Raw genomic sequence first — 23,730 nt, 5'->3', positions numbered from 1 at the left:
CCCAGACAGATGCCCGTTCAACGACGGCAGTGCCATTGCACATTGGTATTGGATTGGCGATACGTTTGGATCGGCTGGAGATCACAGAGACGGACAGGCGTCATCCGGATGAGCCCGGCCACCCTCTAGCGCAGGGCAGATGGCAAACATCTCTTGAGCGCGGTCTACACCAGATAGCCGGACACGCCGTCCCACAATAACTTGAACGCCGTCACGATCAGCAATCCATAACAGGCTCTGTAGAGCTGACGCTGATCGAGCCTTCCATGAAGCCGCCAACCAACCCAGATGCCGGCGGGAATGGCGAGCACACATATGGCCATCACGACCCAGGTGTTGCCTTCCGGCTTCGACAGCACAAGCCATGGCACCGCCTTGGTCATGTTGCCGACAGTGAAGAACAGGCTCGTCGTCCCTGCATAGACCTCCTTGCTGAGGCCGAGCGGCAGCAGATACATGGCAAGCGGCGGTCCGCCCGAATGCGCCACCATAGTAGTGATACCCGACGTAAGCCCCGCGGCGACCGCCTTCGGCGATGAGCGGGGCCTGGTCGTGACGTTTGCTCCTGCGGCGAACCAGAGGCCGACGAAGATCAGGGTTGTCACCGCCATCACGATCGATATGGCGCGGTGATCCAGAACGCGGAATAGGAGATAGCCAAGTCCGATCCCGACCACGAGGCTTGGCAACAGCAGCAAAAGGTCGGGTTTGGACCATGTCGAGGACTTCCAGTAGCGCAGTGCGACCAGGTCCATCGCAACGAAAAGCGGGGCGAGAAGACCACCCGCCGTCACCGGATCCATGACGATCGACAACAGCGGAATGCCAATGATGGCGAATCCACCGCCGAACGCGCCCCTCATGAAGGAGATCAGGAAGACGCCGGCAAAAGCGACAATTATCGTGGCGGCCGTCAGCTCCATGCGGAAACTCCAGCTTCTCGTTGACTATGTATTGGAGATTCAGCCGAGCTGCCGATAGCACGCCCCGAGCAACGGCACCGCTGAGTTGTGCCTAAGGCGGTTGCGTCAATCAGCGAACCTGCGGCGCGCCTCGCGGTTGGCTTCAAAGCGCGACCGGCCGATGTCCTTCAGCAAGTCGTCGCTCAGTTCGAGCAGGGCCCTGCGCGAGCGCCGCTTCTTCACCTGCCGCTCCAGCCAGGCCATCCTGGACGTGACCGAGAAAGCCGAGTCGCAGGTCTGTTCGAGATCGTGATCCCGCCCCTTCGGCATCAGATAGTTTGTCTTGATCGTGGCCATTGTCGTATCCTTTGGCTCCAACTGAACCCTCGTAGAACTGGCCCGTCGCCGCAGAAGAATCGATTGCACGAAGGTGTCGGCAATACTTTTGGACTGTCCGTCGATTGGGACCGACGAAACCGACACCAAGGCATAATAGACGTTTGCCGGACGCTGGCGCAGTTTAGCCGACAGGCTGGAAAGGATAGCGCATGAAGAGTGATCAGGGCGGCGTACTGGATGCGCTGCCGGCCATGGCGTGGACTGCGCTGCCTGACGGAAGCATTGACCTTATCAATCGACGCTGGTGCGACTACTGCGGCCTCCGTCCGGGGGAGGAGGGCTGGCAGTGGCAGGCCGTGGTCCATCCGGACGATCTGGAAGGGCTGCTCGAGGACTGGCGGTCGATCATCGCTTCCGGTCAGTCCGGCGACATCGACGCGCGTATACGCCGCGCGGACGGAGAGTATCGCAGGTTTCTCATTCAATGCAGCCCGGTGCACGGACAGACCGGACGGCTCAGTAAATGGTGCGGAACTGCAACTGACGTCGAGGACGCGCGGCGCGCTGAGGAGACAATTAGGCAGCGCGAGTTCGATTTTCAGGCAATCGTCCAAAGCATTCCGATTCCGGTTGCCGTGACCACTCCAACAGGCGAAGTGGAAGGTCTCAATCAGCCGACCCTCGACTATTTTGGCAAGACGCTCGAGGAGTTGAGAGGCTGGAAGGCGTCCGAAGTCGTCCATCCGGACGACCTCGAGCGGACGATCTCCGAGCAGACTGCCGCGCACCAAAAGGGCAGCTCCTATCACGTCGAGAGTCGGCATCGCCGCGCTGATGGCGTCTACCGCTGGTACAGTGTTTATGGCCTGCCTTTGCGGGATCGGCAGGGCCAAATCGTTCGTTGGCTTCATTTGCTGATTGATATCGACGATAGAAAGCGGGCAGAGGAGGCGTTGCGCCAGAGTGATCGCAAGGCGCGCGCCATCGTCAACGGCATTCCGGGTCTGGTCGCGACCCTCACGGCGGATGGCAAGACAGACGTGGTGAACTATCAGATGGCGGCCTATCACGGCCTGCCGCCCGACGAACTCAAGAAATGGTCGACAAACAAAACAATACATGACGACGATCTTCCGGAAGTGACGGAGATCTTCAACAAGGCGATCGCGTCCGGCGTGCCTTATGAGCTTGAATACCGGCTGCGGCGCTTCGATGGCATGTATCGGTGGTTCTACAGTCGCGGCATTCCGCTTCATGACGCCGCGGGCCGTATCGTCTGCTGGTACGCGTTGCAGACCGACATTGATGACAGGAAAAAGGCAGAAGAATCGCTGCGCGAAAGCGAACGCAATACCCAGACGATCATGGACAGCATCCCGGCCGGGATCGGCGTACTAGGGCCAAGCGGTGAAGTCGAGGCTGTCAACAAGCATATGGTCGACTATTTCGGCAAGTCGGAGGAGGAGCTCAAGAATTGGACTTCCGCCGACATCGTTCATCCTGACGATCTACAGCGCGTCGTCGCGACAAGGCAGCACGCACTGACGACTGGCAAGTCCTATTCCACCGAGCAAAGACTTCGTGGCGCCGACGGTATCTATCGCTGGTTCCGGGTGGAAGGACGTCCGCTATACGATGGCGATGGCAATATCCTGCGCTGGTATGTCGTATACGCTGAAATTGACGAAAAGAAGCGCGCTGAGGACGCGCTCGCAGCGAGCGAACGCAACCTCCAACTTATCATTGACACCATCCCGGCACTGGCCTGGTCGGGACGTCCCGATGGTAGCGATGAATTCCTGAGCAAGCATTATGTAGACTATGTTGGTCTCTCCCCTGAACAGATGCCGGGCTGGGACTACAAGACCGCGCTGCATCCCGATGACTGGGAACGCCTTGACGCGACTTGGAAAAGCGCGGTCGCTCGCGGTGTATCTGTAGAGGCCGAAGGGCGGCTTCGCCGCCACGACGGCGTCTATCGGTGGTTCCTGTTCCGTGCCAACCCGCTGCGCGATGACAAGGGAAATGTCATCAAGTGGTACGGTGTAAGCACCGACATCGACGACATGAAACGGGCGCAGGAAGCGCTGGCAGCCAGCGAACGGAATCTCCAGGCAACCCTCGACAGCATTCCGGCAAGGGTCGGGGTTTTCAGCGACGATGGCACCCACGTGTCCGTCAACAAACGTACGGTCGAGCTCAGCGGCATTCCCAGTTTTGCCGATTGGCGGCTGGGTTTCCATCCCGACGACCTGCCGCTCGCGGAAAGCCTATGGCAGCACTGCCTGGCCACGGGAGAGCCGTTCGAATGCGAATATCGCGCCCGCATGGCTGACGGCACATATCGCTGGCATCTTGGGCGTCGCGTGCCGCTGCGCGACGACACAGGAAAGGTGATCAGGTGGTACGGCATCGCGCACGACATCGAGGATCGCAAGCGCGCGGAACAGGCGTTGCAGGAGAGCGAACGCCAATCTCGCCTGATCGTCGACACCATTCCCGCCAGGGTCGGCGTCTACGATACGTCGGGCAATCGCATTTCCGCCAACAAGCGGGCACTCGAACTGAGCGGCTACTCCATTGGCTCGGATTGGAGAGAGGTTTTCCATCCAGACAATCGCGAACGCGCCGAAGAACTCTGGCGTGCATCTTTGGCCAGCGGTGAGCCGTTCGAATGCGAGTATCGCGCGCGGATGGCCGACGGCACATATCGCTGGCATCTGGGGCGCCGCGTGGCGATGCGCGACGAGGCAGGAAAGGTGATCCGCTGGTATGGCGTCAGCTCCGACATCGAGGATCGAAAGCGTGCCGAGCAGGCGCTGGCGGCGAGCGAGCGCGAATTACGCCTGATCCTGGACTCTATCCCTGCAAGGGTCAGCGTACACGACACCAATGGCATCCGTGTTTCCGCCAACAGGCAGGCAATCGAGCTCAGTGGTCTGCCGGGGGATGCCGATTGGAGGGAGCTGTTCCATCCGGATGATGTTGAGCTCGCGGAGAAGCTATGGCGCGAGAGTCTGGCCAAGGAAGAGCCCTTCGAGGCTGAGTATCGCGCGCGGATGGCGGACGGCACATATCGTTGGCATCTGGGGCGCCGTGTGCCGATGCGTGACGAGACAGGAAAGGTGGTCCGCTGGTACGGTATCAGCTCCGACATTGAGGATCGGAAACGTGCCGAGCAGGCTCTTGCGGCGAGCGAGCGCAATCTGCAGGCGACCATCGACAGCATTCCGGTACGGGTTGGTATCTACAACGCGGAAGGCACAAATGTGTACGTCAACAAGCGTACGCTCGAGCTGAGTGGCCGGCCCAGCGGCGTCGATTTTCGCAGCCTTTTCCATCCCGACGATCTGCCGCTCGTCGACAGTCGATGGCAAGAGTGTCTTGCCACCGAGGAGCCATTCGAATGCGAATATCGCGCCATCATGGCCGACGGGACGTATCGCTGGCACATAGGCCGACGCAGGCCGATGCGCGACGAGACCGGCAAGGTCATCCGTTGGTACGGCGTCACCTCCGACATCGAGGATCTAAAGCGCGCCGAGCAGGCGCTGACGGCGAGCGAGCGCGAATCTCGGCTCATTCTCGATAGCATTCCAGCGCGGGTAGGCGTGTACGACGCCAAGGGCAATCGCCTTTACGTCAACAAGTCAGCGATTGAGCGAGGCGGAGAGGAGATTGACTGGAGGCACGTCTATCATCCGGATGACCTCGGGCCTGCCGAGAACCAATGGCGTCTTTGTCTGGAACGCGAAGAGCCGTTCGAGCTCGAGTACCGCGCGCGCGATGCCGATGGCATTTACCGCTGGCGTTCAACGCGTCGGGTGCCAATGCGCGACGACGAAGGAAAAGTCGTCCGCTGGTATGGCGCCAGCCACGACATCGAGGACCGCAAGCGCGCCGAGCAGGCGGTGGCGGCAAGCGAGCGCAATCTGCAGCTTACCATCGATACGATCCCAACGCTCGCCTGGGCGGCGCGCCTGGATGGCACCGCCCAGTTCCTCAACAAGCATTATCTCGACTATATCGGCCTTACCGCCGAAGAGGCGCAGGATTGGGGCTGGGCGGCCGCGGTCCATCCCGAGGATAGGATCGGTTTGGCCGATACATGGAAAACCATCATGGCTTCGGGAAAACCGGGAGAGACCGAAGCGCGGCTGCGGCGCCACGACGGCGAATACCGGTGGTTCCTGATCCGTGCCAATCCACTGCGCGACGAATACGGCAACATCGTCAGATGGTATGGCGTCAACACCGACATCGAAGAACGCAAGCGCAGCGAAGAGAGTTTCCGCGCTATCGTGGAAACGACGCCCGAATGCGTGAAAGTCGTGGCCCGCGACGGCACGGTTCTGCGCACAAATGCGGCCGGCGCGGTAATGGCCGGTGTGCCATCCATCGATAATGTCATCGGGCAGCGGTTTTTCGACTTCGTAGCTCCCGAGCACCAAGAAAAATATCACCAGTTCCACGAGAAGATCTGCGACGGACAAAAAGGCTATCTGGAGTTCGACCTTATCAATGCGCAAGGCGTTCGCCGGCACATGGAGACGCACGCCGCTCCGCTGCGCAACAGCGATGGTTCAGTCGCACAGCTTGGTATCACGCGCGACATGACAGCGCGCAAGCAAGCGGAAGACGCCCTCAGGCGCAGCGAGGCATTCCTGGCGGAAGGCCAGCATCTTGCCCGTATGGGCAATCTTTCCTGGCACGTCACCAGCGGTGAGATCATCTGGTCTGAGCAACTCTACCGCATCTTCGAGTTTGAGCCGGACACGGTCATTACGCTCGATCGGATGACCAGCCGCGTCCACCCCGAAGACATGCCGATGATTGTCAATACGGTCGAGCGGGCGCAACGCGGCGATCGCGAGTTCGAATGCCAGCCCCGGATCGTGCTGCCCGATCAGTCGGTCAAATATCTGCACCTGATCGCGCACCGGGCTGGATGCCACGGCGATGGCCAGATCGAATATATCGGCGCCGTTCTCGACATAACGCAACGCCGGCTTTCGGAAGAGGCGCTCGAGAAACTCAGATCGGAGCTTGCGCAGGTCACCCGCATCATGAGCCTCGGTGCCTTGACGGCCTCGATCGCCCACGAGGTCAACCAACCGCTGGCGGGCATCATCACCAATGCCAGCACGTGCCTTCGCATGCTGGCCAGCGACCCGCCCAATGTCGATGGAGCGCAGGAAACAGCGCGGCGCACCATACGCGACGGCAAGCGGGCGGCGGACGTGATTGCGCGATTGCGCGCCTTGTTCACCAAGCGCGCGGTGACCTCCGAGCCGGTCGATCTCAACGACGCAGCGCAGGAGGTCGTCGCACTGCTATCGGCGGATCTGCAACGCAACCGCGTGACGCTGCGCATAGAGCTGGCTGACGAACTGCCGATGGTTGCCGGCGATCGCGTCCAGCTCCAGCAGGTAATCATGAACCTCTTGCGCAACGCGGCGGATGCAATGAGCGACATCAAAGACCGGCCGCGGCTTTTGCAGGTTCGGACCACAGGTGACGAAGATGGACAGGTTCGCCTTACCGTGCGCGATGCGGGCATCGGTTTTAGCCCCGAAGGGGCTGAACGGCTGTTCGAGGCGTTCTACACGACAAAGAGCGATGGAATGGGTATTGGCCTCTCCGTCAGCCGCTCGATCATAGAAAGACACAATGGACGTCTTTGGGCGCAAGCCAATGATGGCCCCGGAGCGACATTCGCGTTTTCGATCCCGCATTGTTCGACGGATGCAACGTCTGTCGACGATGTTGCCATGACCAAGCTGGAGCGTGGCACTACCCAAATCCCATCGGAGTTTTCATGAAATTTGCGCATCCCCTCGTGTCGATCGTTGACGATGACGAATCCGTACGCGAGTCTCTCCCCGATCTGCTCAAGGAGCTCGGTTTCAGCGCCAAGGCGTTTTCCTCGGCTGAAGAGTTCCTGCCATCTGACTACGTCGGCCAAACCAGATGCCTGATCCTCGACGTCGCTATGCCTGGGATGACCGGCCCGGAATTGCATCTTGAGCTGCTGCGCCGCGGGCAGAGAATTCCAACCATTTTCATCACGGCTCTCAAGGATGACACTGTGCGGCCGCGTCTGATCGAGCAAGGGGCTGTAGACTGCCTGTTCAAACCGTTCACAGAGGACGCTCTGCAGGAGGCTTTGAATTCGGCGCTACGACCGGACTGACGCGCGCAACTTGAAAGGCATGTGGCAAGGGGGGTAATAGTAGCTGTGCATACGAACTTGGCGAATGCACCCGTGGACTTAGGGAGCTGACTCCTATGCCGCAGGAAATCCCGCTCGTCTTCGTTGTCGACGACGACATTTCGGTCCGTGAATCGCTCGAACTGCTGATACGATCGGCAGGCTGGCAACCCGAAATGTTCGAGTCGGCGCAGCAATTCCTGTCCCGCCCGAGGGCGCTGGTTCCGAACTGCCTTATCCTCGACGTCAACCTTCCCGATTTGAACGGCCTGGATCTGCAGAAGCTGGTTTCTGTGGAACGGACGGAGATGCCTATCATCTTCGTCACCGGCTACGGCGACGTGCCCATGACGGTAAAGGCAATGAAGGCGGGTGCCGTCGAGTTCCTGACCAAGCCCTTTAGTGAAGAATCGATGCTGGCGGCCTTGGAACAGGCCCTCGTTCGGAGTGGGGCAGCGCTTGCCCTCGAAATCGAGATGCAGGTGCTGCGCGACCGCCACGCATTGCTCAGCCGCCGCGAGCAGGAAGTGATGGCCCTAGTCATTACCGGACTGCTGAACAAGCAGGTGGCGTATGAGCTAGGCATCAGCGAGATCACCGTCAAGGCACACCGAGGCAGGGTGATGGAGAAGATGCAGGCTGCGTCATTCGCCGATCTCGTCAACATGGCCGGCAGGCTACGCATAGGCCATTAGGGGTTGCGCCGGCCACGGTCGGTTTCTTCCACACCGACACCAACCAAATTCGGCGCTTGCGGCCCGGAGCCGGTACTACTTCGCATCAGGTGACCAACCGACAGGGCAAACCTGTCGACGATACCAATAGCACCCAAGGAGGGGCAAAAAATCGAGTCTAAAGTATTGCTGATACCAACGTGCAATAGACCTCCCAACCATTCAGATAAATATGAATTCGGACACAGGAGCACCAGACACCCGCGTTCGGCTCGATCCTACCGGAACCCTGATGGCTTCACCGCCTGAATGACGGTCCGACTGGCGGGAGGAGCGGAACCGCCGAGGGAACCGGGATCAATGCCGAGTTATGGCGACGTCGCTCAGCTAGCCGCTGACCCTATTGTGCAGACGGGTACGCTCGCTGCCCTAGGCACGGTGTCTACGCGGCTGGCGCTTCGCAAGCGATCCGAACGCCAGCTGGTCGGCCAACTGGCTCTGTTTGCCGCGCTCACTGCCCTGCTGATATCCCAAGGCATCGTTCCGTACGCGCCAGGGCCTCAGGACGCCTCCGGTCTGCTGCGCTTTTTCGTAGGACTCGCCAAGATCGCGTGGTGGACCAGCGCAGCCTGGTCGCTGATCAGCCTCGTGCGCGTCTTCGTGATTTTCGAGGGACGCGCTCGCGAAGGTCGTTTCCTGCAGGATCTCGTTGTCGGCGTTATCTACGTCGGGGCAGCGCTGTCAGTTGTCACCTACGTCTTCAATGCTCCGGTCGGTACCCTCATTGCCACCTCCGGAGCCATCGCCGTGATCCTTGGCCTGGCCTTGCAAAGCACATTGAGCGACGTGTTCTCTGGGATCGCGCTCAATCTGGCCAGGCCCTACGGGATCGGGGACTGGCTCGTCCTCGGCAACGCGATGGAAGGCAAGGTTGTCGAGACCAATTGGCGCGCAACGCACCTGCTGACCAGCGCTAATGATCTGGTCATTGTTCCCAACAGTGATCTCGCTAAAGCGCGACTCACAAATCTGAGCACTCCCGAGCCCAGCCACGGCGTGACACTCACGATACGTTTGCGGCCGACGACAGCACCGTCCGCCATGATCGAGTTGATGCATTCCGTCCTGCTCAGCAGCACGTCCATCTTGAGAACCCCAGAGCCCAGTGTTCACGTAACCTCGCTCGATGCGAACGCAGTCGAACTGGAGGTAATTTTCAGAGTTGCCGACGTGTCGCTGGTGGGCGTTGCAAAAACCGAGATATTTGACCTGACGTATCGCCACGCGAAGGCCGCAGGGCTGGCTCTCGCCCAACCTCCCGATGGCGGCGTCGCCGTTGCCGCATCGGCTTCGGGCGCTTTGTCCGCCGGGCTTCGCGCGACGCAGATGCGGCTGCTCGACGCGGTTCCGCTGTTTGCACATCTCACCGAGGATGAAAAGGAAGCTCTTGCTTCGACGATGACACGCCGCACCTTCCGCAAAGGCGACGTATTCGTTGAGCAGGGAAGCGTGTTGAAATGCCTTATGATCCTTCGCAGCGGCGTAGCTGTCGTCACGCGACGGCGCGAGGGTGTCACCGACGAGACGGCCGAACTGGCCAGGCTGGCGCCGGGCGATTTCTTTGGAGAGGGCGGTCTGCTGACCGGTGCGGGCGAACCCGGTTCCATCACGGCGCTGACCCCTGTCGTGGTTTATGAGATCACCCAGGAAGGGCTGGCGCCGCTCATGCGGGATCGGCCGACCATTGCGGATGAGCTCGGTTCGCTCCTGTCCAAGCGGACCGCTGCTGAGCAGTCCAGGCTTGATGAGCGTGGCGGCTCTGTACTGCCGAAATTAGATCCCCGTCTGACCGCCCGTATCCGGCATCTGTTCCATCTTTAATTGAATTCTGATCCCAATACCAAAGTATCGGCGATACAATCGTACTATTTATTCGAGCGAATTATCTTTGCATATTGCTCATAATTCAACGCACCGACTTTCCCGGCAAAGATTTACTGCTGTGGCGGCGGTGCATCGATGGAGAGATCGATATGCCTTCTGCAACTGCCTTGAAGCAGGCTCGTGAGCCAAAGCCGCTGCCGGCGCCCAACGCCGATTTCTATCAGATCGAGGACACGTTGAGTGCCGAGGAACGTGCAATCCTCACCAAGGTGCACGATTTCATGGAGACCAGGGTCGCGCCGATCATCAACGATTACTGGGTCAGAGATGCTTTCCCGTTCGAGCTGATCGAACCGCTGAAGGCACTCAATATTGGCGGCCTTAACGTTGGCGACTACAGCTCGAAGCTGAAGGGCATGGTGGCGATGGAGATGTCGCGCGTCGACCCGTCGTTCACGACCTTCTTTGGCGTTCACACCGGCCTTGCCATGGGGACGATCGCTCTGCTGGGTTCCGAGGAACAGAGACAGCAATGGCTGCCGCCCATGGCGCGGCTGGAGATTATCGGCTGCTTCGGTCTGACCGAGCCGTTGGTCGGCTCCGGGACGGGCGGCGGACTTCTCACGACCGCGAAACGCGAAGGCGATACCTGGATCCTCAACGGTGAAAAAAAGTGGATTGGCAACGCACCCTGGTGCGACGTGTCAATTATCTGGGCGCGCGACCTGGACGATAACCAGGTCAAGGGGTTCATCGTCGAGAACAAAGCAACGCCCGGTTTCAGCGTGCAGAAGATCGAGAACAAGATGGCGCTCAAGGTGGTCCAGAACGGCCTTATCACCATGAAGGACTGCCGCGTTCCGGAAGCCAACCGCCTGCAGAACGCCAATTCGTTCCGCGATACGGCCCACGTGCTGCGCGAGACCCGGTCCGGCGTCGGCTGGATGTCGACCGGTGTGCAGATGGGCGCCTACGAAGCCGCGGTGAAATACACCCAGCAGCGCATTCAGTTCGGCAAGCCGATCGCCTCGTTCCAGATGATCCAGGATCTCATCGCCAAAATGCTCGCCAATGTAACGGCGTGCCAGGCGCTGATGTTTCGCCTCGAGGAACTCCACGGCGAGGGCAAGCTTCTCGACCAGCATGCGTCGCTCGCAAAGGCATTCACGACGCAGCGGATGCGCGAGACGGTCGCCTGGGCGCGTGAGGTGCATGGCGCCAACGGCATCATCGTCGACAACAATGTCGGACGCCTGTTCGCAGACGCCGAGGCGCTCTACTCCTATGAGGGCACCTTCCAGATGCAGAACCTTATCGTCGCCAAGGCCGCAACCGGCTTCAGCGCCTTCGTTTGAGGCGCTGACTGCCGGAGCGGTCAAACATCCCATCATTCACTTCGAAACTCAGGAGACGATCCATGAGCTCGCCCGCTGTTGCACAGACCCTGGAGCACGCCATGAGCTTGCCGGTCAGCGAAATGTACGCCGCCAACGTCCTCTACGAGAAGAGGGGCGCCATCGCCTATGTGACGATCAATCGTCCGAAGGTGCTGAACGCGCTCAATCGGGCGACCTGGCTGGATCTCCGCGCGGCGTTCGAGGACGCGCGTGACGATGCCGCGGTGCGCGGCGTCATTCTTACCGGCTCCGGCGACAAGGCGTTTGTCGCCGGCGCCGACATCAGCGAACTGGCGCATGTAAGCGCGGTCGAGGCGGAGGCATCGAGCCGTCTTGGACAGGCAGTGCTCGATCTGGTGGAAAATCTTGGCAAGCCAGTCATTGCTGCAATCAACGGCTTTGCGCTGGGCGGCGGCTGCGAGACGGCAATGGCCTGCACCCTCCGCATCGCCGTCCCCCAGGCCAAATTCGGCCAGCCTGAAGTGAAGCTGGGATTGCTTCCCGGCGGCGGCGGTACCCAAAGGTTGCCGCGGCTGATCGGCAAGGGCCGCGCGCTTCAGCTCATTTTGACCGGCGGCCTGATCGACGCCGAGGAGGCTTATCGCATCGGCCTTGTCAACGAGATCGTGCCGGCGGCCGAACTGCTGGCGCGCGCGGAAGCGATCCTCCACCAGATCGCCGCCAACGGACCGATAGCCGTGCGCTATGCGCTCGAAGCCACGCATAAGGGCATGGACACGAGCCAGAGCGAAGGCCTGTCTCTCGAAGCCGCCTATTTCGGCCTTTGCGCCGGAACAGAAGACAAGAAGGAGGGCACGTCCGCCTTCCTCGAGAAACGTGCGCCCCAATTCCACGGGCACTGAACCGCAAGATTTCAGGAGAACGAAAATGACGACCGACAACATCTTTTCCGGGCTGAAGGTGGTGGACTTCTCAAGCTTCGTCGCCGGTCCCAGTGCCGCCGTGATCCTGTCGGACTTCGGCGCCGACGTCATCAAGGTCGAGCCGCCGACAGGCGACCCCTGGAGACACGGGCACCAGGTCGCACCGCAGCCGCTGGCAGAGGATCCCTATCAATGGCATCTCGCCAACCGCAACAAGCGCAGCATCGCGCTCGATCTGAAATCGCCCAGCGCGCAGCTGGTGCTGCAGAAGCTCGTCACCTGGGCCGACGTCTTCGTCGTCAACACGCCGCACCACGCCCGCGCCAAGCTCAAGCTTGAATACAGCGATGTCGTGGAATGGAATCCGAGGCTGATCTACGCCGACCTAACGGGTTTCGGCGAAAACGGGCCGGACGCGAACCTGCCCGGCTTCGACATCACCTCCTATTGGGCCCGCAGCGGGCTGCTGTCGATGACGCGCGATGCCGGTGCGCCGCCAACCTGGCCGGTAGGCGGCAGCGGCGACAACGCCACGGCCATGGGGCTTTATTCGGCGATCGTTACCGCGCTTTATCGGCGTGAGCGCACGGGCAAGGGCGCCTACGTTACGACCTCGCTGCTTGCCGAGGGCGTCTGGTCGGCAAGCGTCTCGATCCAGGGCGCGTTGGCCGGCGCCAAGTTTGCCGCCCCGCACGATCGCGAGAACCCCGCCAATGCGGGGCTTAACATCTACAAAGCCTCCGACGGAACCTGGTTCGCCCTGATCATTACACCCGACAAAGTCGCGGATGTGGCAAAGGCGATCGGGCGGGAAGACCTCCTCGCAGACCCACGCTTTTCCGACCACGCAAAGCTCGCGGCAAACCGACCGCAACTGACGGCTATCCTCGACCAGGTCTTTGGCGCGCAGCCAATGGCGCATTGGTACGAGGTCTTCAACGGTGTCCACGTCACGTTCGGTGCCATTCGCGGCCCGCAAGAGGTGATCCAGGATCCGCAGCTGCGGCTGAACGACATCGTCGTTCCACTCGAAGGCGCGGGGAGCAAGCTCACCGAGACGATCAGCAGCCCAATTCAGGTGCACGGCGTAACCAAGGTTCCTGCCAAGGGTGCTCCCGGTCTTGGTGAACATACCGAGGAGATCCTGCGGGCGGTCGGATTCGATGCCAAGGGCATCGACAGCCTGCGGGCCAGCGGCGCCGTGCCGAAGGCACAGGAACGCGCTGCATAGCGGATCGCAAACGACAGTACGGAGACAAGCAATGACTGACATCCTCACCGAACGTTCCGGCGGCATCCTGCGGGTCGAGCTCAATCGCCCGGAGAAGAAGAATGCGATGACCGGCGCCATGTACACGCAGTTGGCGAACATCTTGATCGATGCCGCGGAGGACGGAGAAACCCGTGTCATCCTCTGGCATGGCGCAGGAGATGACTTCTGCGCCGGCAACGATGCAGGCGAGTTCCTCAAAGCGCCGCCTGGGCCGGGGGAATCTCCGCAGACGCAGCTGATGCGCGCCTTTGTAGGGTTCGAAAAGCCAATCGTCGCGGCGGTACAAGGCGCGGCGGTCGGCGGCGGAACCACGATGCTGACCCATTGTGACGTGGTCTACGCCGGCGAAGGTGCGCGGTTTCAACTGCCCTTCATCAATCTGGCGCTGACGCCGGAGTTTGGATCGAGCTACTCGCTGCCGGCGCGCATTGGGCATCTCCGCGCCGCGGAACTGTTCCTGCTGGGAGAGCGGTTCAGCGCTGCGCGGGCAGCGGAGCTGGGTCTGGTGACCCGCGTGGTGCCTGACGATGGCTTGTTCGCGACGGCGATGGAGACGGCACAGAAGCTTGCAGCCAAACCAGGTGGCGCATTGCAGGCCAGCAAGCGGCTCCTCAAACGGGGTTTCATCGACCAGATCAAGGCGGCCATCGACGCGGAAGGACAGGAGTTCAGCGAGCGACTGCGCTCAGCCGAAGCCAAGGAAGCGCTGTCTGCCTTCCTTGAGAAGCGCCCACCGAATTTCACGAAGACATCGGCGATGGCGGCCGAATAGGCGTTGCCGTCATCCGCGACATGAAAGGGAACAGGTCATGAGCATATTAGAGGCTACCAAGGCAAAGACCATTTCGGGCGCGGCCCGCATGGGCCGGCTGTTCGTGCTGGAACTCAGTGGCGGCCGCATCCACGCCATGAATTCGGACGGCTCCGACCAAAGCGTCATCGTCACCGGCTGCCGGTTTCCCGACGGCATCGTGGTCGATGCTGAAGCCGGCCATATCTACTGGACCAACATGGGGACGCTCAACCTCAATGACGGCTCCATCGAGCGTGCCGATCTCGACGGAAGCAATCGTCAAATCATCATACCGAACGGCATCACCCATACGCCAAAACAGCTTCAACTCGAGCAGCGCAGCGGCAAGCTCTACTGGGCCGACCGCGAGGGGATGCGGGTGATGCGTGCCAACCTCGACGGCACCGACGTCGAGACACTGGTTCAGACCGGCCAGGGCGAAGACGATCGAAGCGACGCGACAAGATGGTCCGTCGGCATTGCCGTGGACCCGATCCGGCGCCACGTCTACTGGACACAAAAGGGTCCGGATAATGCGGGCCTCGGCAGAATTTTCCGGGCAGGCCTGGATTTTCCGAAAGGTGAGGACGGATTTAACCGCTCGGACATCCAGGTGCTGTTCGACGATCTGCCTGAGCCAATCGACCTCGAACTCGATCTCGAAAACGGCTTCCTTTATTGGACCGATCGTGGCGATCCTCCCTTCGGCAACACGGTCAATCGCGCGCCGATCGAGCCGCCGGCTGGTCGCGGTCGCGCGACAGAGATCCTGTTCGCTGGGCTGATGGAGGGCATCGGCATCGCCCTCGATGTTGCCGGCGACCGCATGTTCATCACCGACCTTGGCGGATCGGTCTATTCCGCCAGGCTCGACGGCACTGAGAGGCGGACGCTTCGCTATGCCCAGGGCAACCTCAGCGGCATTGCCTACGTCTGACTATTCCCAAGGAGATCAAACCATGTCCGACATCAAATCCATTCGTCAGGTCGCAGTCATCGGAACAGGCGTTATCGGCGCGAGCTGGACGGCGCTATTCTTGGCCAAAGGTCTCGACGTCGTCACAACCGACGTCGCACCCAATGCTGAAGCCGCTTTGAGACGGTTTGTCGACGCTGCGTGGCCAGCGCTAGAGAGGCTGGGGCTCGCTCCCGGCGCCTCGCCTCTGCGGCTCGCCTTTACCGCCGATCTGGCAGAAGCAGTAAAAGGCGTCGACCTCGTGCAGGAGAACGGGCCTGAGCGGCTCGATTTCAAGCAAAAACTCTACGGCCAACTCGACGAATTGCTACCGCCAGACGTCATCATTGCCTCGAGCTCGTCGGGACTGCCGATGAGTCAGATCCAGTTGGGCGCTGCGGCACATCCCGAGCGCTGCGTCATCGGCCATCCGTTCAATCCGCCGCACCTGATGCCACTGGTCGAAATCGTCGGCGGGGCAAAGACCGCGGAAGAGACGATCCGGCGCGCAGAAGCATTCTACACCTCGATCGGCAAGAAGACCGTGCGCATCAACAAGGAACTGCCGGGGCACGTCGCCAACCGTCTCCAGGGTGCGTTGGCGCGCGAGGTCTATTACCTTGTTGCCGAAGGCGTGTTGAGCGCAGCCGACGTCGATACGGCCCTGTCCTATGGGCCAGGTCTGCGCTGGGGCATCATGGGCAACATGATGCTCAACCATCTCGGCGGTGGCCAGGGCGGCATCGACCACTTCTTCGAGCAGTTCGCCGGCCCAATGACCGCTTCGTGGAAGTCTCTCGGCGCGCCGGTGCTGACGAAGGAGGTGCAGAAGAAGCTGATCGACAGCGTCCATGCCGAGATCGGATCGCGCACAGTCGCGGAGCTGGAGGCGGAACGCGACGAGTTGCTGCTCGGCTTGCTCGAATTGCGGACCAACGCCGCGGGAGCATCACCGATCGCGGCCGCTCCTGCAATTTGCTTTCCTAAACTACAGAGGAAGCCGCCATGACGGGCAGGCTCATAGCAGGCGCCAACTCCGCATATCAGTATCCGCTGCTCATAAAGCAGCTGTGGCATACGCCGCTCGTGCAGGCGCCGGATCAGGAGATCGTCTATCGCGACGTGAGGCGCTTCACGTATCGCCAGTTGCGTGAACGCATCGGGCGGCTCGCGTCCAGCCTCGCCGGGTTGGGTGTTGCAGCCGGCGACACTGTCGGCGTGCTCGACTGGGACAGCAATCGGTTTCTGGAAGCCTATTTTGCGGTTCCAATGATGGGGGCTGTCCTGCAAACCGTGAATGTGCGGCTGTCGCCGGAGCAGATCGCCTACACGATCGATCATGCGGGCTCGTCGGTGCTTCTCGTCAACGATGATTTCGTGCCGGTCCTGGAAGGGATCATCCAGCAACTGCCCAAGGTGAAGACGCTGATCCTGATGTCCGACCGGGCGGCGCCCCAGACTGGCGGCCTCTCCTTTGCAGGCGAATATGAGCACCTGCTGGCCGGTGCCGCGGGCGATTACGACTTCCCGGACTTCGACGAAAACACCCTCGCCACGACCTTTTATACATCAGGGACGACRGGCAAGCCAAAAGGCGTCTATTTCAGCCATCGACAGCTGGTGCTCCACACGCTCGCTCAAATGGCCTTCCTGGGCACTGCCACGAAACAGGGCCGCTTCTGCCGCGACGACGTCTATATGCCGATGACCCCGATGTTTCATGCGCACGCGTGGGGATTGCCATGGATGGCGACGCTCAGCGGGGTCAAGCAAGTCTATCCGGGTCGGTACGATCCCCATTTACTTCTCAAGCTGATCAAGACTGAAGGCGTTACGGTCACGCACGGCGTGCCGACGATCCTGCAAATGCTTCTCGGCGCCGCCACGGCGGCAAACACCGACCTTGCCGGATTGAAGATGGCAGTCGGGGGTTCGGAGCTGCCGAAGGCGCTTGCCAGGCAAGCGCTTTCGCTCGGCGTTGACGTCTATGCCGGCTATGGCATGTCCGAAACTGCTCCGCTGCTTGCTCTTGCCCAGGTCAGAACCAAAGACCTGACCGCCGATGCGGACAAACAGCTGGATATCCGAACCATGGCCGGCATCTCGGCACCGCTTGTCGACCTGCGCCTGGTCGACAGGAACCGGGATGAGGTGGCGCGCGACGGCAAAACCACCGGCGAAATCGTGGTGCGCGCACCGTGGCTCACGCAGGGCTACGCCGACGATCCGCAAGCGTCCGAGCAATTATGGTCCGGTGGCTATCTTCATACCGGCGACATCGGCGTCATCGACGCCGGCGGCTATCTCCGTGTCGTCGACCGGATCAAGGACGTCATCAAGTCCGGCGGAGAATGGGTCTCATCGCTGCAGATTGAGGACCTCATTTCTCAGTGCGAGGGTGTGTCCGAAGCTGTGGTGATCGGCATCAAGGACGAGAAATGGGGCGAGCGACCCCTGGCTCTGGTCATCAGGAATGCCAAGACCGGCAGCGAACTCAGCGACACGCGGATAAAGGCGCATCTGAAATCGTTTGCCGATTCAGGTGTGATCTCGAAGGTAGGCATTCCCGACATGATACTGTTTGTGGACACACTTCCCCGGACCAGCGTCGGAAAGTTCGACAAGAAGCAGCTCAGAGCGACCTATGGCAACATGGCGGTCGTTGAATAAAAGGGAGGAACTGCATCATGAGTGACCGGATCCCAGCAGGCCGTCTCCATTTGGACGATCTCTACGTCGGACAGCGCTTTGTCAGCGCCAGTCATACGATCGATGAACCGCAGATCAAGGCTTTCGCCGCGCAATTTGATCCGCAGCCGTTTCATATGGATGCGGATGCCGCCGCGGACACCCTGTTCAAGGGGTTGGCGGCAAGCGGCTGGCACACCGCCGCCATCACCATGCGGCTGAATGTCGAAGGCGGCCTGCCGCTGGCCGGAGGAATCATAGGGGCAGGGGGAGAGATAAACTGGCCGGCGCCGACACGCCCCGGCGATGTCCTGCACGTGGAGAGCGAAGTCGTCGAGATCGCGCCGTCCCGGTCAAAACCAGATCGCGGCATTGCTACCATCGTCAGTCGGACGATCAATCAAAACGCCGATGTCGTTCAAGTACTCATGGCAAGACTCGTCGTCCCGCGCAGAGTTGCAAGCTAAGCACCAGATCCCGGCATGACTCATCCCGGGCCGGGCGATTAAGTCCAACCGCTTCCGGTCGTTGGATGTTGGCAACGTTTGCACTTAGACGACGTTTTGCTGACTTGTCTGAAAGTATTTCCGATACCATCGTGCAATTGATCTTACATCTTACTTCAGACGATAATACAAATTCAATCAGGGATATGTGTCATGGACGATCGCAGACTTGCCAACTCGCGCGTCGCAAACCCATTTTCCAACAAGGAGGCCTGCATGAAGTCGGAAGGCGACGCGGTCATCTCGAGGCGAACCGCCCTGGCGCTGGGCGCAGCGGCCGCTTCGGTGCTGTCCATTCCCCCCTTCACGGCCATCGCGAGGTCTACCGTGAGTTCCTCCCCTCGAAATCAAGGAGCCGAAGCCATGACGTTCGTAAAAATCAAGGACGGAACAGAGATATTCTACAAGGATTGGGGACCGAAGGACGCTCAGCCTCTCGTGTTTCATCACGGCTGGCCTCTCAGCTCGGATGACTGGGACGCGCAGATGCTATTTTTCCTGGCCCAGGGTTACCGCGTCGTGGCCCACGACCGCCGTGGGCACGGCCGCTCGACGCAAGCCAGCGATGGTCATGACATGGACCACTACGCGGCAGATGCTTCGGCTGTGGCCGAGCATCTCAATCTGAAGAACGCCGTCCATATCGGCCATTCGACCGGCGGCGGCGAAGTCGCGCGCTACGTTGCAAAGTATGGTCAGCCTCAGGGCCGTGTCGCCAAGGCCGTCCTGGTCAGCGCCGTACCACCGCTCATGGTCAAGACCGAGAGCAATCCCGGCGGCACACCGATCGAAGTCTTCGACGGTTTCCGAACGGCACTTGCCGCTAACCGATCGCAGTTCTTTCTCGATCTGGCCTCAGGACCGTTCTACGGTTTCAACCGGCCGGGCGCGAAGACATCGCAGGGCATCATCCAGAACTGGTGGCGCCAAGGCATGATGGGCGGTGCGAGGGCCCACTATGAAGGCATCAAGGCTTTCTCGGAGACCGACCAGACGGAGGATCTGAAAGCGATCACGGTGCCGACGCTTGTCCTGCAAGGCGACGACGACCAGGTTGTGCCGTACAAGGATGCATCACTACTCCAGGCCAAGCTGCTCAAGAATAGCACGCTCAAGGTCTATCCCGGCTTTTCGCACGGCATGTGTACGGTGAATGCGGACGTAATCAATTCCGATCTGCTCGCCTTCATACGCGCCTGAATCGCTGCCCGCTTTGAAGCAGCAATCGAGCGCGTTGCTGCCGTCGCAGTTGGGGTGCTGTCGATCACTCTCGTGAACGACCTGTTGTTGGCTCCCGATCGTCATCCGCAGCTTGGCGCGCAGCTCTTCACCAGCGCTGAGCTATGCGCGGGCGGTCATTCGCCGCGAGGCCACCGCTGCCGTGGTGGCTGCAGCCCATAGCGCCGGCTGACAGACCAATCCAAAAGTATTGCCGACACCATCGTGCAATGGATTTGCGGCCGCCGTCAGTCGATCTCTAACACATCCAATTGAGGAGATGTGTCATGAGCGATCCCCGGCTTAGCAATTTACGCGTCGCTGCAATCATCAGGACGAAGAACGACATCAGCGTCACCCAGGCGCGATGGATACTCATTCCGTTGTTCGGATTGTGGATCCTGGTTTCCGCCGCAAGCGTGATCCTCCAGTGAGGAAATGGACCCGGCTGTGAGCACAACCACGACACAATTGCCCTTCGCTATCGCGGGATTTCCTCTCAGGTCGTGGGCTTTCGCCATCCGTATCTGGATGGCCTCGGTCGTTGCCCTGCTGGCGAGCTTCTGGCTTCAACTTGAGGCGCCGGCCTCAGCCATGCTCACCGTCATGATATTGGCGGAACCAACGCGGGGGCAGGCGCTGGAGAAGGCCGGGTTTCGCCTGATTGCTACCCTCGTGGGCGTGGCTGCCTCGATTGCAATCGTGGGCGCGCTGTCGCAGACGAGAGATCTGCTCCTGGTGGCCTTCGCGCTGTGGATGGGCCTTTGCATCTATGCATGTGGCCTGCTCGACGGTTACCGCGCCTATGCCGCGGTGCTGTCGGGATATACAGTCGCGTTCATCGCCATTCAGCAGATCGACAACCCGCAAAATCTCTTTGAAGCAGCAACGGAGCGCGGTGCCGCCATTGCGGTTGGGGTGCTGTCGATCACCCTTGTGAACGATCTGCTGCTGGCTCCTGATCGTCATACGCAGCTTGGGGCGCAGCTCGCAGCTCTTCATCAGCGCGTGCGACGCTATGCGCAGGCGGTCATTCGCGGCGAGGCCACCGATACGGTGGCGGTCGCAGCCCTGATCAGAGAGATCGTTACGCTCCGCCCGGACATATCGAGCCTTGCAGCCGAATCGAGCAGCGGTCCAGTGAGAAGCGCCGCGGCCCGCAGCGCGATGGTGACGCTCGTGGCGGAATTGCAGGCGGCACGCGCCTTGGCCGCCCTTCCGGCAACCGCGGATACGGCACTGCGCGAACGTTGGGCCTCGATGCTTGATTTGAGCTCGGAAGAGCTTTCGAAAATATCATCTCGTGATCACGATGCCGGCTCGCTCGACGCCGATCAAACGTCACTTCGCTGGGCGCTTGGCGAACTCGCGCGGCGGGACGCGGAGGTTCGCCTTCATCTTATGGCGTTGAAGTCCGTTGTGCGCCCGCATCGGTCGTGGCGAGCGCCACTCTACCGGTCACAGCGGGTTGCGATAGAAAATGGAGTCCGGGCGGCAGCGTGCGTTGCGGCAGCTTCCCTGTTTTTCGTGTTGGCCGGCTGGCCGAGCGCGAGTTCATCGCTTTCTCTGGTTGCAGTCGCAATGGGACTGGGTGCGACGACACCGGCGCCACGAACCTTCACGACGCTCGGTTTTTTCGGCGCGCCGATCGCGGTCGCGCTGACCGGGATCCTGGAGTTCTTTGTCCTCAACGGCGTTTCCGACTTTCCACTGCTGGCGATTGGCCTGGCTCCATTCCTGATCGGAGCCGCGCTCATGGCGACCTCGACCAACCCGGTTTGGGCGGGTCTTGGAAAGGTGAACCTGATTTTCATTTCGGCGATATTCGCCCCGAGCAATCCGCAAACCTACAATCCACAGTCATTCCTGTTCACCTCGCTGTTCACCTGTGCGGCGATGAGCGTGCTGCTCGCAACTCAGTATCTCATTCCTCCCGTATCGAACTCTCAGCGCCGGCGCTGGCTGCTCGCGTCGGCATGGCATGATCTTCAGCGGCTGCTGGATCGTCCCGATCGACGCTACGCGCCCGAGGAGGAGGCATTCAGAGATGCCGTGCGGGTCGGGCAGATCGCTTCGGCCGGTCCGAACGAGGCGGAGTACCGGACGTCCGTCGAGCATGCGCTCGCATATTTCGACCAGGCCGCGGCAATCCGCTGCGGTGCAGCCCGGCTCGCCCGACTGACGGATAGCTCCGTGGGGGCTCTGGTCGTAAACGCGCGAGCAGCTTTGGCCGCGCGAGATCCGCAGCTAATGCGAGCAGCCGCCGATAGTCTGCGTGCCCACGCCGAGACCGATCATGCCGCCGCCGCGCGTGCAGCGCTCGTTGTTGCGAGTGCAATTGTCGAACAGGCGCCCGTCGCCGCCATTCATGCTCAGGGAGCCAGGTCATGACGAACGATTTTCATGAGCTTGTGATCGGCGGGGTCTTTTTCGCGCCATTCATCACTTACGCGGTCGCCGCGCTCGTCATCATTCTGGGGCTTCGGCCGATCCTGCACCTCGTCGGCTTTGCAAGCATCTTCAGCCACGTGTCGATCGCCGAACTCAGCCTTTATGTGGCCGTGCTTGGCGGCCTTGTGCTTCTCGCTTGATGGAGACTGTCATGGACGCGCAACTCAAGGAAGAATTTGTTCAGGAAGCGGCGCTGGCCCCGGAGACGGAGCCTCCCGAGCTGACGCTTACGCAAATTGACAACGAGGCATTGCAGGCGGCGAACCTCAATCTTGTTGTACCGGCTGCCCCACGGGAGGGCACCCAGACAAGTCTCATTCTCGAAGGCAAGTTGGCCCGGCAGGGGAGCGCCATCCGGCTGGCGCTGGCAGCAGTAACGAAGCGACTGGCCACGCTGGCGCTGGCGCTCGTCGCCGTGCTCATTTCCGTCGTCGCCTGGGACCACTATTTGACCGCCCCATGGACTCGCGACGGGCGTATCCGTGTTCAGGTGGCAAGCGTAGCTCCAGAGGTTACCGGCCGGATCAAGGAATTGCGCGTTGCCGACAACCAGTTCGTGCGCAAGGGCGATGTCCTTTATGTGCTCGATCCGTTCGATTTCGATGTGGCCCTGCAGACGAGCAAAGCTGCGCTGCAGCAAAGGGCGGCGGATGTGCAGGTAAAGCAGCGGCAATCCGAACGACAGGGGAAATTGTCGAGCCTGGCGACCACCCCCGAACAGCAGCAGGTCTATGCCGGCAATGCGATCCAGGCTGAGGCCGCATTCGAAGCCGCGCAGTCACAGGTTGCCCTGGCTGAAGTGAACCTGAAACGCACCGAGGTCCGCAGCCCAGTAAATGGATATGTGACGAACCTGCTGCTGCGCGCCGGCGACTATGCCCGCCAGGGTGTCGCCAACGTTTCGATAATCGATACCGACAGTTTCTGGATCGACGGATATTTCGAAGAGACCAAGATGGCGCGCGTCTGCACCGGCGCCCAGGTCGAAGCGAAGCTAATGGGCTACTCGGCGCCGATCATCGGGCACGTCAGCACTATCACACGTGGCCTCAGCGTTTCCAACGCAGCCGCTGGCGCCCAGGGACTACCGAATGTGGATCCGATCTATACCTGGGTGCGGCTGGCCCAACGCGTTCCGGTCCGCATCGCGATAGACGAAGTGCCGCCCGGCGTACCCCTTGTCTCCGGCATGACGGCAACCGTCACGGTCCGTGACCACTCAGCCGCCGATCATTCTACCTGGCTCGCCAGCGCACGTGCGAGTCTATCGAACGTGCTCGACGGCCCCTCAGCCCGCCCCGACTGTATCCCAACGGTGACGGCCGACGGTGAGCTGGCGCAATCGGTCCCGGAATGGGAAGCACAGGCGACGCCTGAGCCGGAGCAAATCAATCCCGGCCTGGCTTCCAGCATACAGGCGCCACCTCGCCAAGATTGACCTGATCGCCGTCTGGTTATGTGCGATTTCGGGAACCGGCAGACGCTATTTGCACGGCCGGTACTCCGACGTCCGGTTCGCCTGCCAACGGCCATGTCAAACTGACTTCGCTAATAC

19 protein-coding genes are annotated in these 23,730 nt (G+C 60.9%); 17 read left to right on the top strand and 2 right to left on the bottom strand.

The features are described from left to right. Positions 1-164: 164 nt before the first annotated feature. Positions 165-923, bottom strand: a complete 759-nt coding sequence (locus AC1DYO_RS06045) for a sulfite exporter TauE/SafE family protein (protein WP_477261251.1) — start codon at positions 921-923, stop codon at positions 165-167. A gap of 105 nt (positions 924-1,028) precedes the next feature. Further along, on the bottom strand, positions 1,029-1,259 hold the full coding sequence (locus AC1DYO_RS06040) for a DUF1127 domain-containing protein (protein ID WP_477261249.1): 231 nt from the start codon (positions 1,257-1,259) through the stop codon (positions 1,029-1,031). Between the two features lie 191 nt (positions 1,260-1,450). Here AC1DYO_RS06040 and AC1DYO_RS06035 point away from each other — a divergent pair, with 191 nt between their 5' ends. The 17 genes from AC1DYO_RS06035 (at position 1,451) to AC1DYO_RS05955 (ending at position 23,613) form a co-directional block, all read left to right on the top strand. Further along, complete coding sequence (locus AC1DYO_RS06035; protein ID WP_477261247.1) at positions 1,451-7,063, top strand: PAS domain-containing protein; 5,613 nt, start codon at positions 1,451-1,453, stop codon at positions 7,061-7,063. Next, a complete protein-coding gene (locus tag AC1DYO_RS06030) occupies positions 7,060-7,434 on the top strand; it encodes a response regulator (protein WP_477261245.1) in 375 nt (124 codons plus the stop codon). Before AC1DYO_RS06035 ends, AC1DYO_RS06030 begins: the two co-directional genes overlap by 4 nt. 95 nt (positions 7,435-7,529) lie before the next feature. Beyond that, complete coding sequence (locus AC1DYO_RS06025) at positions 7,530-8,147, top strand: response regulator transcription factor (RefSeq protein WP_477261243.1); 618 nt, start codon at positions 7,530-7,532, stop codon at positions 8,145-8,147. Between the two features lie 339 nt (positions 8,148-8,486). Continuing rightward, on the top strand, positions 8,487-10,007 hold the full coding sequence (locus AC1DYO_RS06020) for a cyclic nucleotide-binding domain-containing protein (RefSeq protein ID WP_477261241.1): 1,521 nt from the start codon (positions 8,487-8,489) through the stop codon (positions 10,005-10,007). Between the two features lie 152 nt (positions 10,008-10,159). After that, complete coding sequence (locus AC1DYO_RS06015; RefSeq protein ID WP_477261239.1) at positions 10,160-11,365, top strand: acyl-CoA dehydrogenase family protein; 1,206 nt, start codon at positions 10,160-10,162, stop codon at positions 11,363-11,365. A 62-nt stretch (positions 11,366-11,427) separates the two neighbouring features. After that, complete coding sequence (locus AC1DYO_RS06010) at positions 11,428-12,270, top strand: enoyl-CoA hydratase-related protein (RefSeq protein ID WP_477261237.1); 843 nt, start codon at positions 11,428-11,430, stop codon at positions 12,268-12,270. Between the two features lie 25 nt (positions 12,271-12,295). Then, on the top strand, positions 12,296-13,522 hold the full coding sequence (locus AC1DYO_RS06005; protein WP_477261235.1) for a CaiB/BaiF CoA transferase family protein: 1,227 nt from the start codon (positions 12,296-12,298) through the stop codon (positions 13,520-13,522). A 31-nt stretch (positions 13,523-13,553) separates the two neighbouring features. Continuing rightward, complete coding sequence (locus tag AC1DYO_RS06000; RefSeq protein ID WP_477261233.1) at positions 13,554-14,336, top strand: enoyl-CoA hydratase; 783 nt, start codon at positions 13,554-13,556, stop codon at positions 14,334-14,336. Between the two features lie 37 nt (positions 14,337-14,373). Continuing rightward, positions 14,374-15,294 carry an SMP-30/gluconolactonase/LRE family protein gene (locus tag AC1DYO_RS05995; protein WP_477261231.1) on the top strand — a complete coding sequence of 307 codons (921 nt, stop codon included), beginning with the start codon at positions 14,374-14,376 and terminating at the stop codon, positions 15,292-15,294. 22 nt (positions 15,295-15,316) lie between these two features. Further along, complete coding sequence (locus AC1DYO_RS05990) at positions 15,317-16,321, top strand: 3-hydroxyacyl-CoA dehydrogenase NAD-binding domain-containing protein (RefSeq protein ID WP_477261229.1); 1,005 nt, start codon at positions 15,317-15,319, stop codon at positions 16,319-16,321. Beyond that, positions 16,318-17,982: a fatty acid--CoA ligase gene (locus AC1DYO_RS05985; protein WP_477261227.1), complete on the top strand. Its 1,665-nt coding sequence runs from the start codon at positions 16,318-16,320 to the stop codon at positions 17,980-17,982. Before AC1DYO_RS05990 ends, AC1DYO_RS05985 begins: the two co-directional genes overlap by 4 nt. A 17-nt stretch (positions 17,983-17,999) precedes the next feature. After that, entirely contained in the window at positions 18,000-18,467 is a 468-nt protein-coding gene (locus AC1DYO_RS05980) for a MaoC family dehydratase (RefSeq protein ID WP_477261225.1), read from the top strand. Positions 18,468-18,869: 402 nt separating this feature from the next. Then, positions 18,870-19,706: an alpha/beta fold hydrolase gene (locus AC1DYO_RS05975; RefSeq protein WP_477261475.1), complete on the top strand. Its 837-nt coding sequence runs from the start codon at positions 18,870-18,872 to the stop codon at positions 19,704-19,706. A 305-nt stretch (positions 19,707-20,011) separates the two neighbouring features. Continuing rightward, positions 20,012-20,158: a hypothetical protein gene (locus tag AC1DYO_RS05970; protein ID WP_477261223.1), complete on the top strand. Its 147-nt coding sequence runs from the start codon at positions 20,012-20,014 to the stop codon at positions 20,156-20,158. 16 nt (positions 20,159-20,174) lie between these two features. Further along, the gene (locus tag AC1DYO_RS05965; RefSeq protein WP_477261221.1) at positions 20,175-22,115 is read left to right on the top strand and encodes an FUSC family protein; all 1,941 of its coding nucleotides are present in this window, start codon (positions 20,175-20,177) and stop codon (positions 22,113-22,115) included. After that, a complete protein-coding gene (locus AC1DYO_RS05960) occupies positions 22,112-22,315 on the top strand; it encodes a DUF1656 domain-containing protein (RefSeq protein WP_477261219.1) in 204 nt (67 codons plus the stop codon). The genes AC1DYO_RS05965 and AC1DYO_RS05960 overlap by 4 nt, the downstream gene beginning before the upstream one ends. An 11-nt stretch (positions 22,316-22,326) precedes the next feature. Beyond that, positions 22,327-23,613 (top strand): HlyD family secretion protein, encoded by a 1,287-nt coding sequence (locus tag AC1DYO_RS05955; RefSeq protein WP_477261217.1) that lies wholly within the window; start codon positions 22,327-22,329, stop codon positions 23,611-23,613. Positions 23,614-23,730 lie beyond the last annotated feature (117 nt).

This window comes from Mesorhizobium sp. P2_F5 (assembly GCF_056403715.1).
The sequence above is the reverse complement of the archived record's forward strand: the minus strand, read 5'-3'. Positions and strand labels throughout refer to the sequence as shown.

What these genes read in the sequence shown, in the direction of transcription:
- AC1DYO_RS06045 (WP_477261251.1), bottom strand. Translation starts at nt 923, where the DNA reads ATGGAGCTGACGGCCGCCACGATAATTGTCGCTTTTGCCGGCGTCTTC.
- AC1DYO_RS06040 (WP_477261249.1), bottom strand. Translation starts at nt 1,259, where the DNA reads ATGGCCACGATCAAGACAAACTATCTGATGCCGAAGGGGCGGGATCAC.
- AC1DYO_RS06035 (WP_477261247.1), top strand. Translation starts at nt 1,451, where the DNA reads ATGAAGAGTGATCAGGGCGGCGTACTGGATGCGCTGCCGGCCATGGCG.
- AC1DYO_RS06030 (WP_477261245.1), top strand. Translation starts at nt 7,060, where the DNA reads ATGAAATTTGCGCATCCCCTCGTGTCGATCGTTGACGATGACGAATCC.
- AC1DYO_RS06025 (WP_477261243.1), top strand. Translation starts at nt 7,530, where the DNA reads ATGCCGCAGGAAATCCCGCTCGTCTTCGTTGTCGACGACGACATTTCG.
- AC1DYO_RS06020 (WP_477261241.1), top strand. Translation starts at nt 8,487, where the DNA reads ATGCCGAGTTATGGCGACGTCGCTCAGCTAGCCGCTGACCCTATTGTG.
- AC1DYO_RS06015 (WP_477261239.1), top strand. Translation starts at nt 10,160, where the DNA reads ATGCCTTCTGCAACTGCCTTGAAGCAGGCTCGTGAGCCAAAGCCGCTG.
- AC1DYO_RS06010 (WP_477261237.1), top strand. Translation starts at nt 11,428, where the DNA reads ATGAGCTCGCCCGCTGTTGCACAGACCCTGGAGCACGCCATGAGCTTG.
- AC1DYO_RS06005 (WP_477261235.1), top strand. Translation starts at nt 12,296, where the DNA reads ATGACGACCGACAACATCTTTTCCGGGCTGAAGGTGGTGGACTTCTCA.
- AC1DYO_RS06000 (WP_477261233.1), top strand. Translation starts at nt 13,554, where the DNA reads ATGACTGACATCCTCACCGAACGTTCCGGCGGCATCCTGCGGGTCGAG.
- AC1DYO_RS05995 (WP_477261231.1), top strand. Translation starts at nt 14,374, where the DNA reads ATGAGCATATTAGAGGCTACCAAGGCAAAGACCATTTCGGGCGCGGCC.
- AC1DYO_RS05990 (WP_477261229.1), top strand. Translation starts at nt 15,317, where the DNA reads ATGTCCGACATCAAATCCATTCGTCAGGTCGCAGTCATCGGAACAGGC.
- AC1DYO_RS05980 (WP_477261225.1), top strand. Translation starts at nt 18,000, where the DNA reads ATGAGTGACCGGATCCCAGCAGGCCGTCTCCATTTGGACGATCTCTAC.
- AC1DYO_RS05975 (WP_477261475.1), top strand. Translation starts at nt 18,870, where the DNA reads ATGACGTTCGTAAAAATCAAGGACGGAACAGAGATATTCTACAAGGAT.
- AC1DYO_RS05970 (WP_477261223.1), top strand. Translation starts at nt 20,012, where the DNA reads ATGAGCGATCCCCGGCTTAGCAATTTACGCGTCGCTGCAATCATCAGG.
- AC1DYO_RS05960 (WP_477261219.1), top strand. Translation starts at nt 22,112, where the DNA reads ATGACGAACGATTTTCATGAGCTTGTGATCGGCGGGGTCTTTTTCGCG.
- AC1DYO_RS05955 (WP_477261217.1), top strand. Translation starts at nt 22,327, where the DNA reads ATGGACGCGCAACTCAAGGAAGAATTTGTTCAGGAAGCGGCGCTGGCC.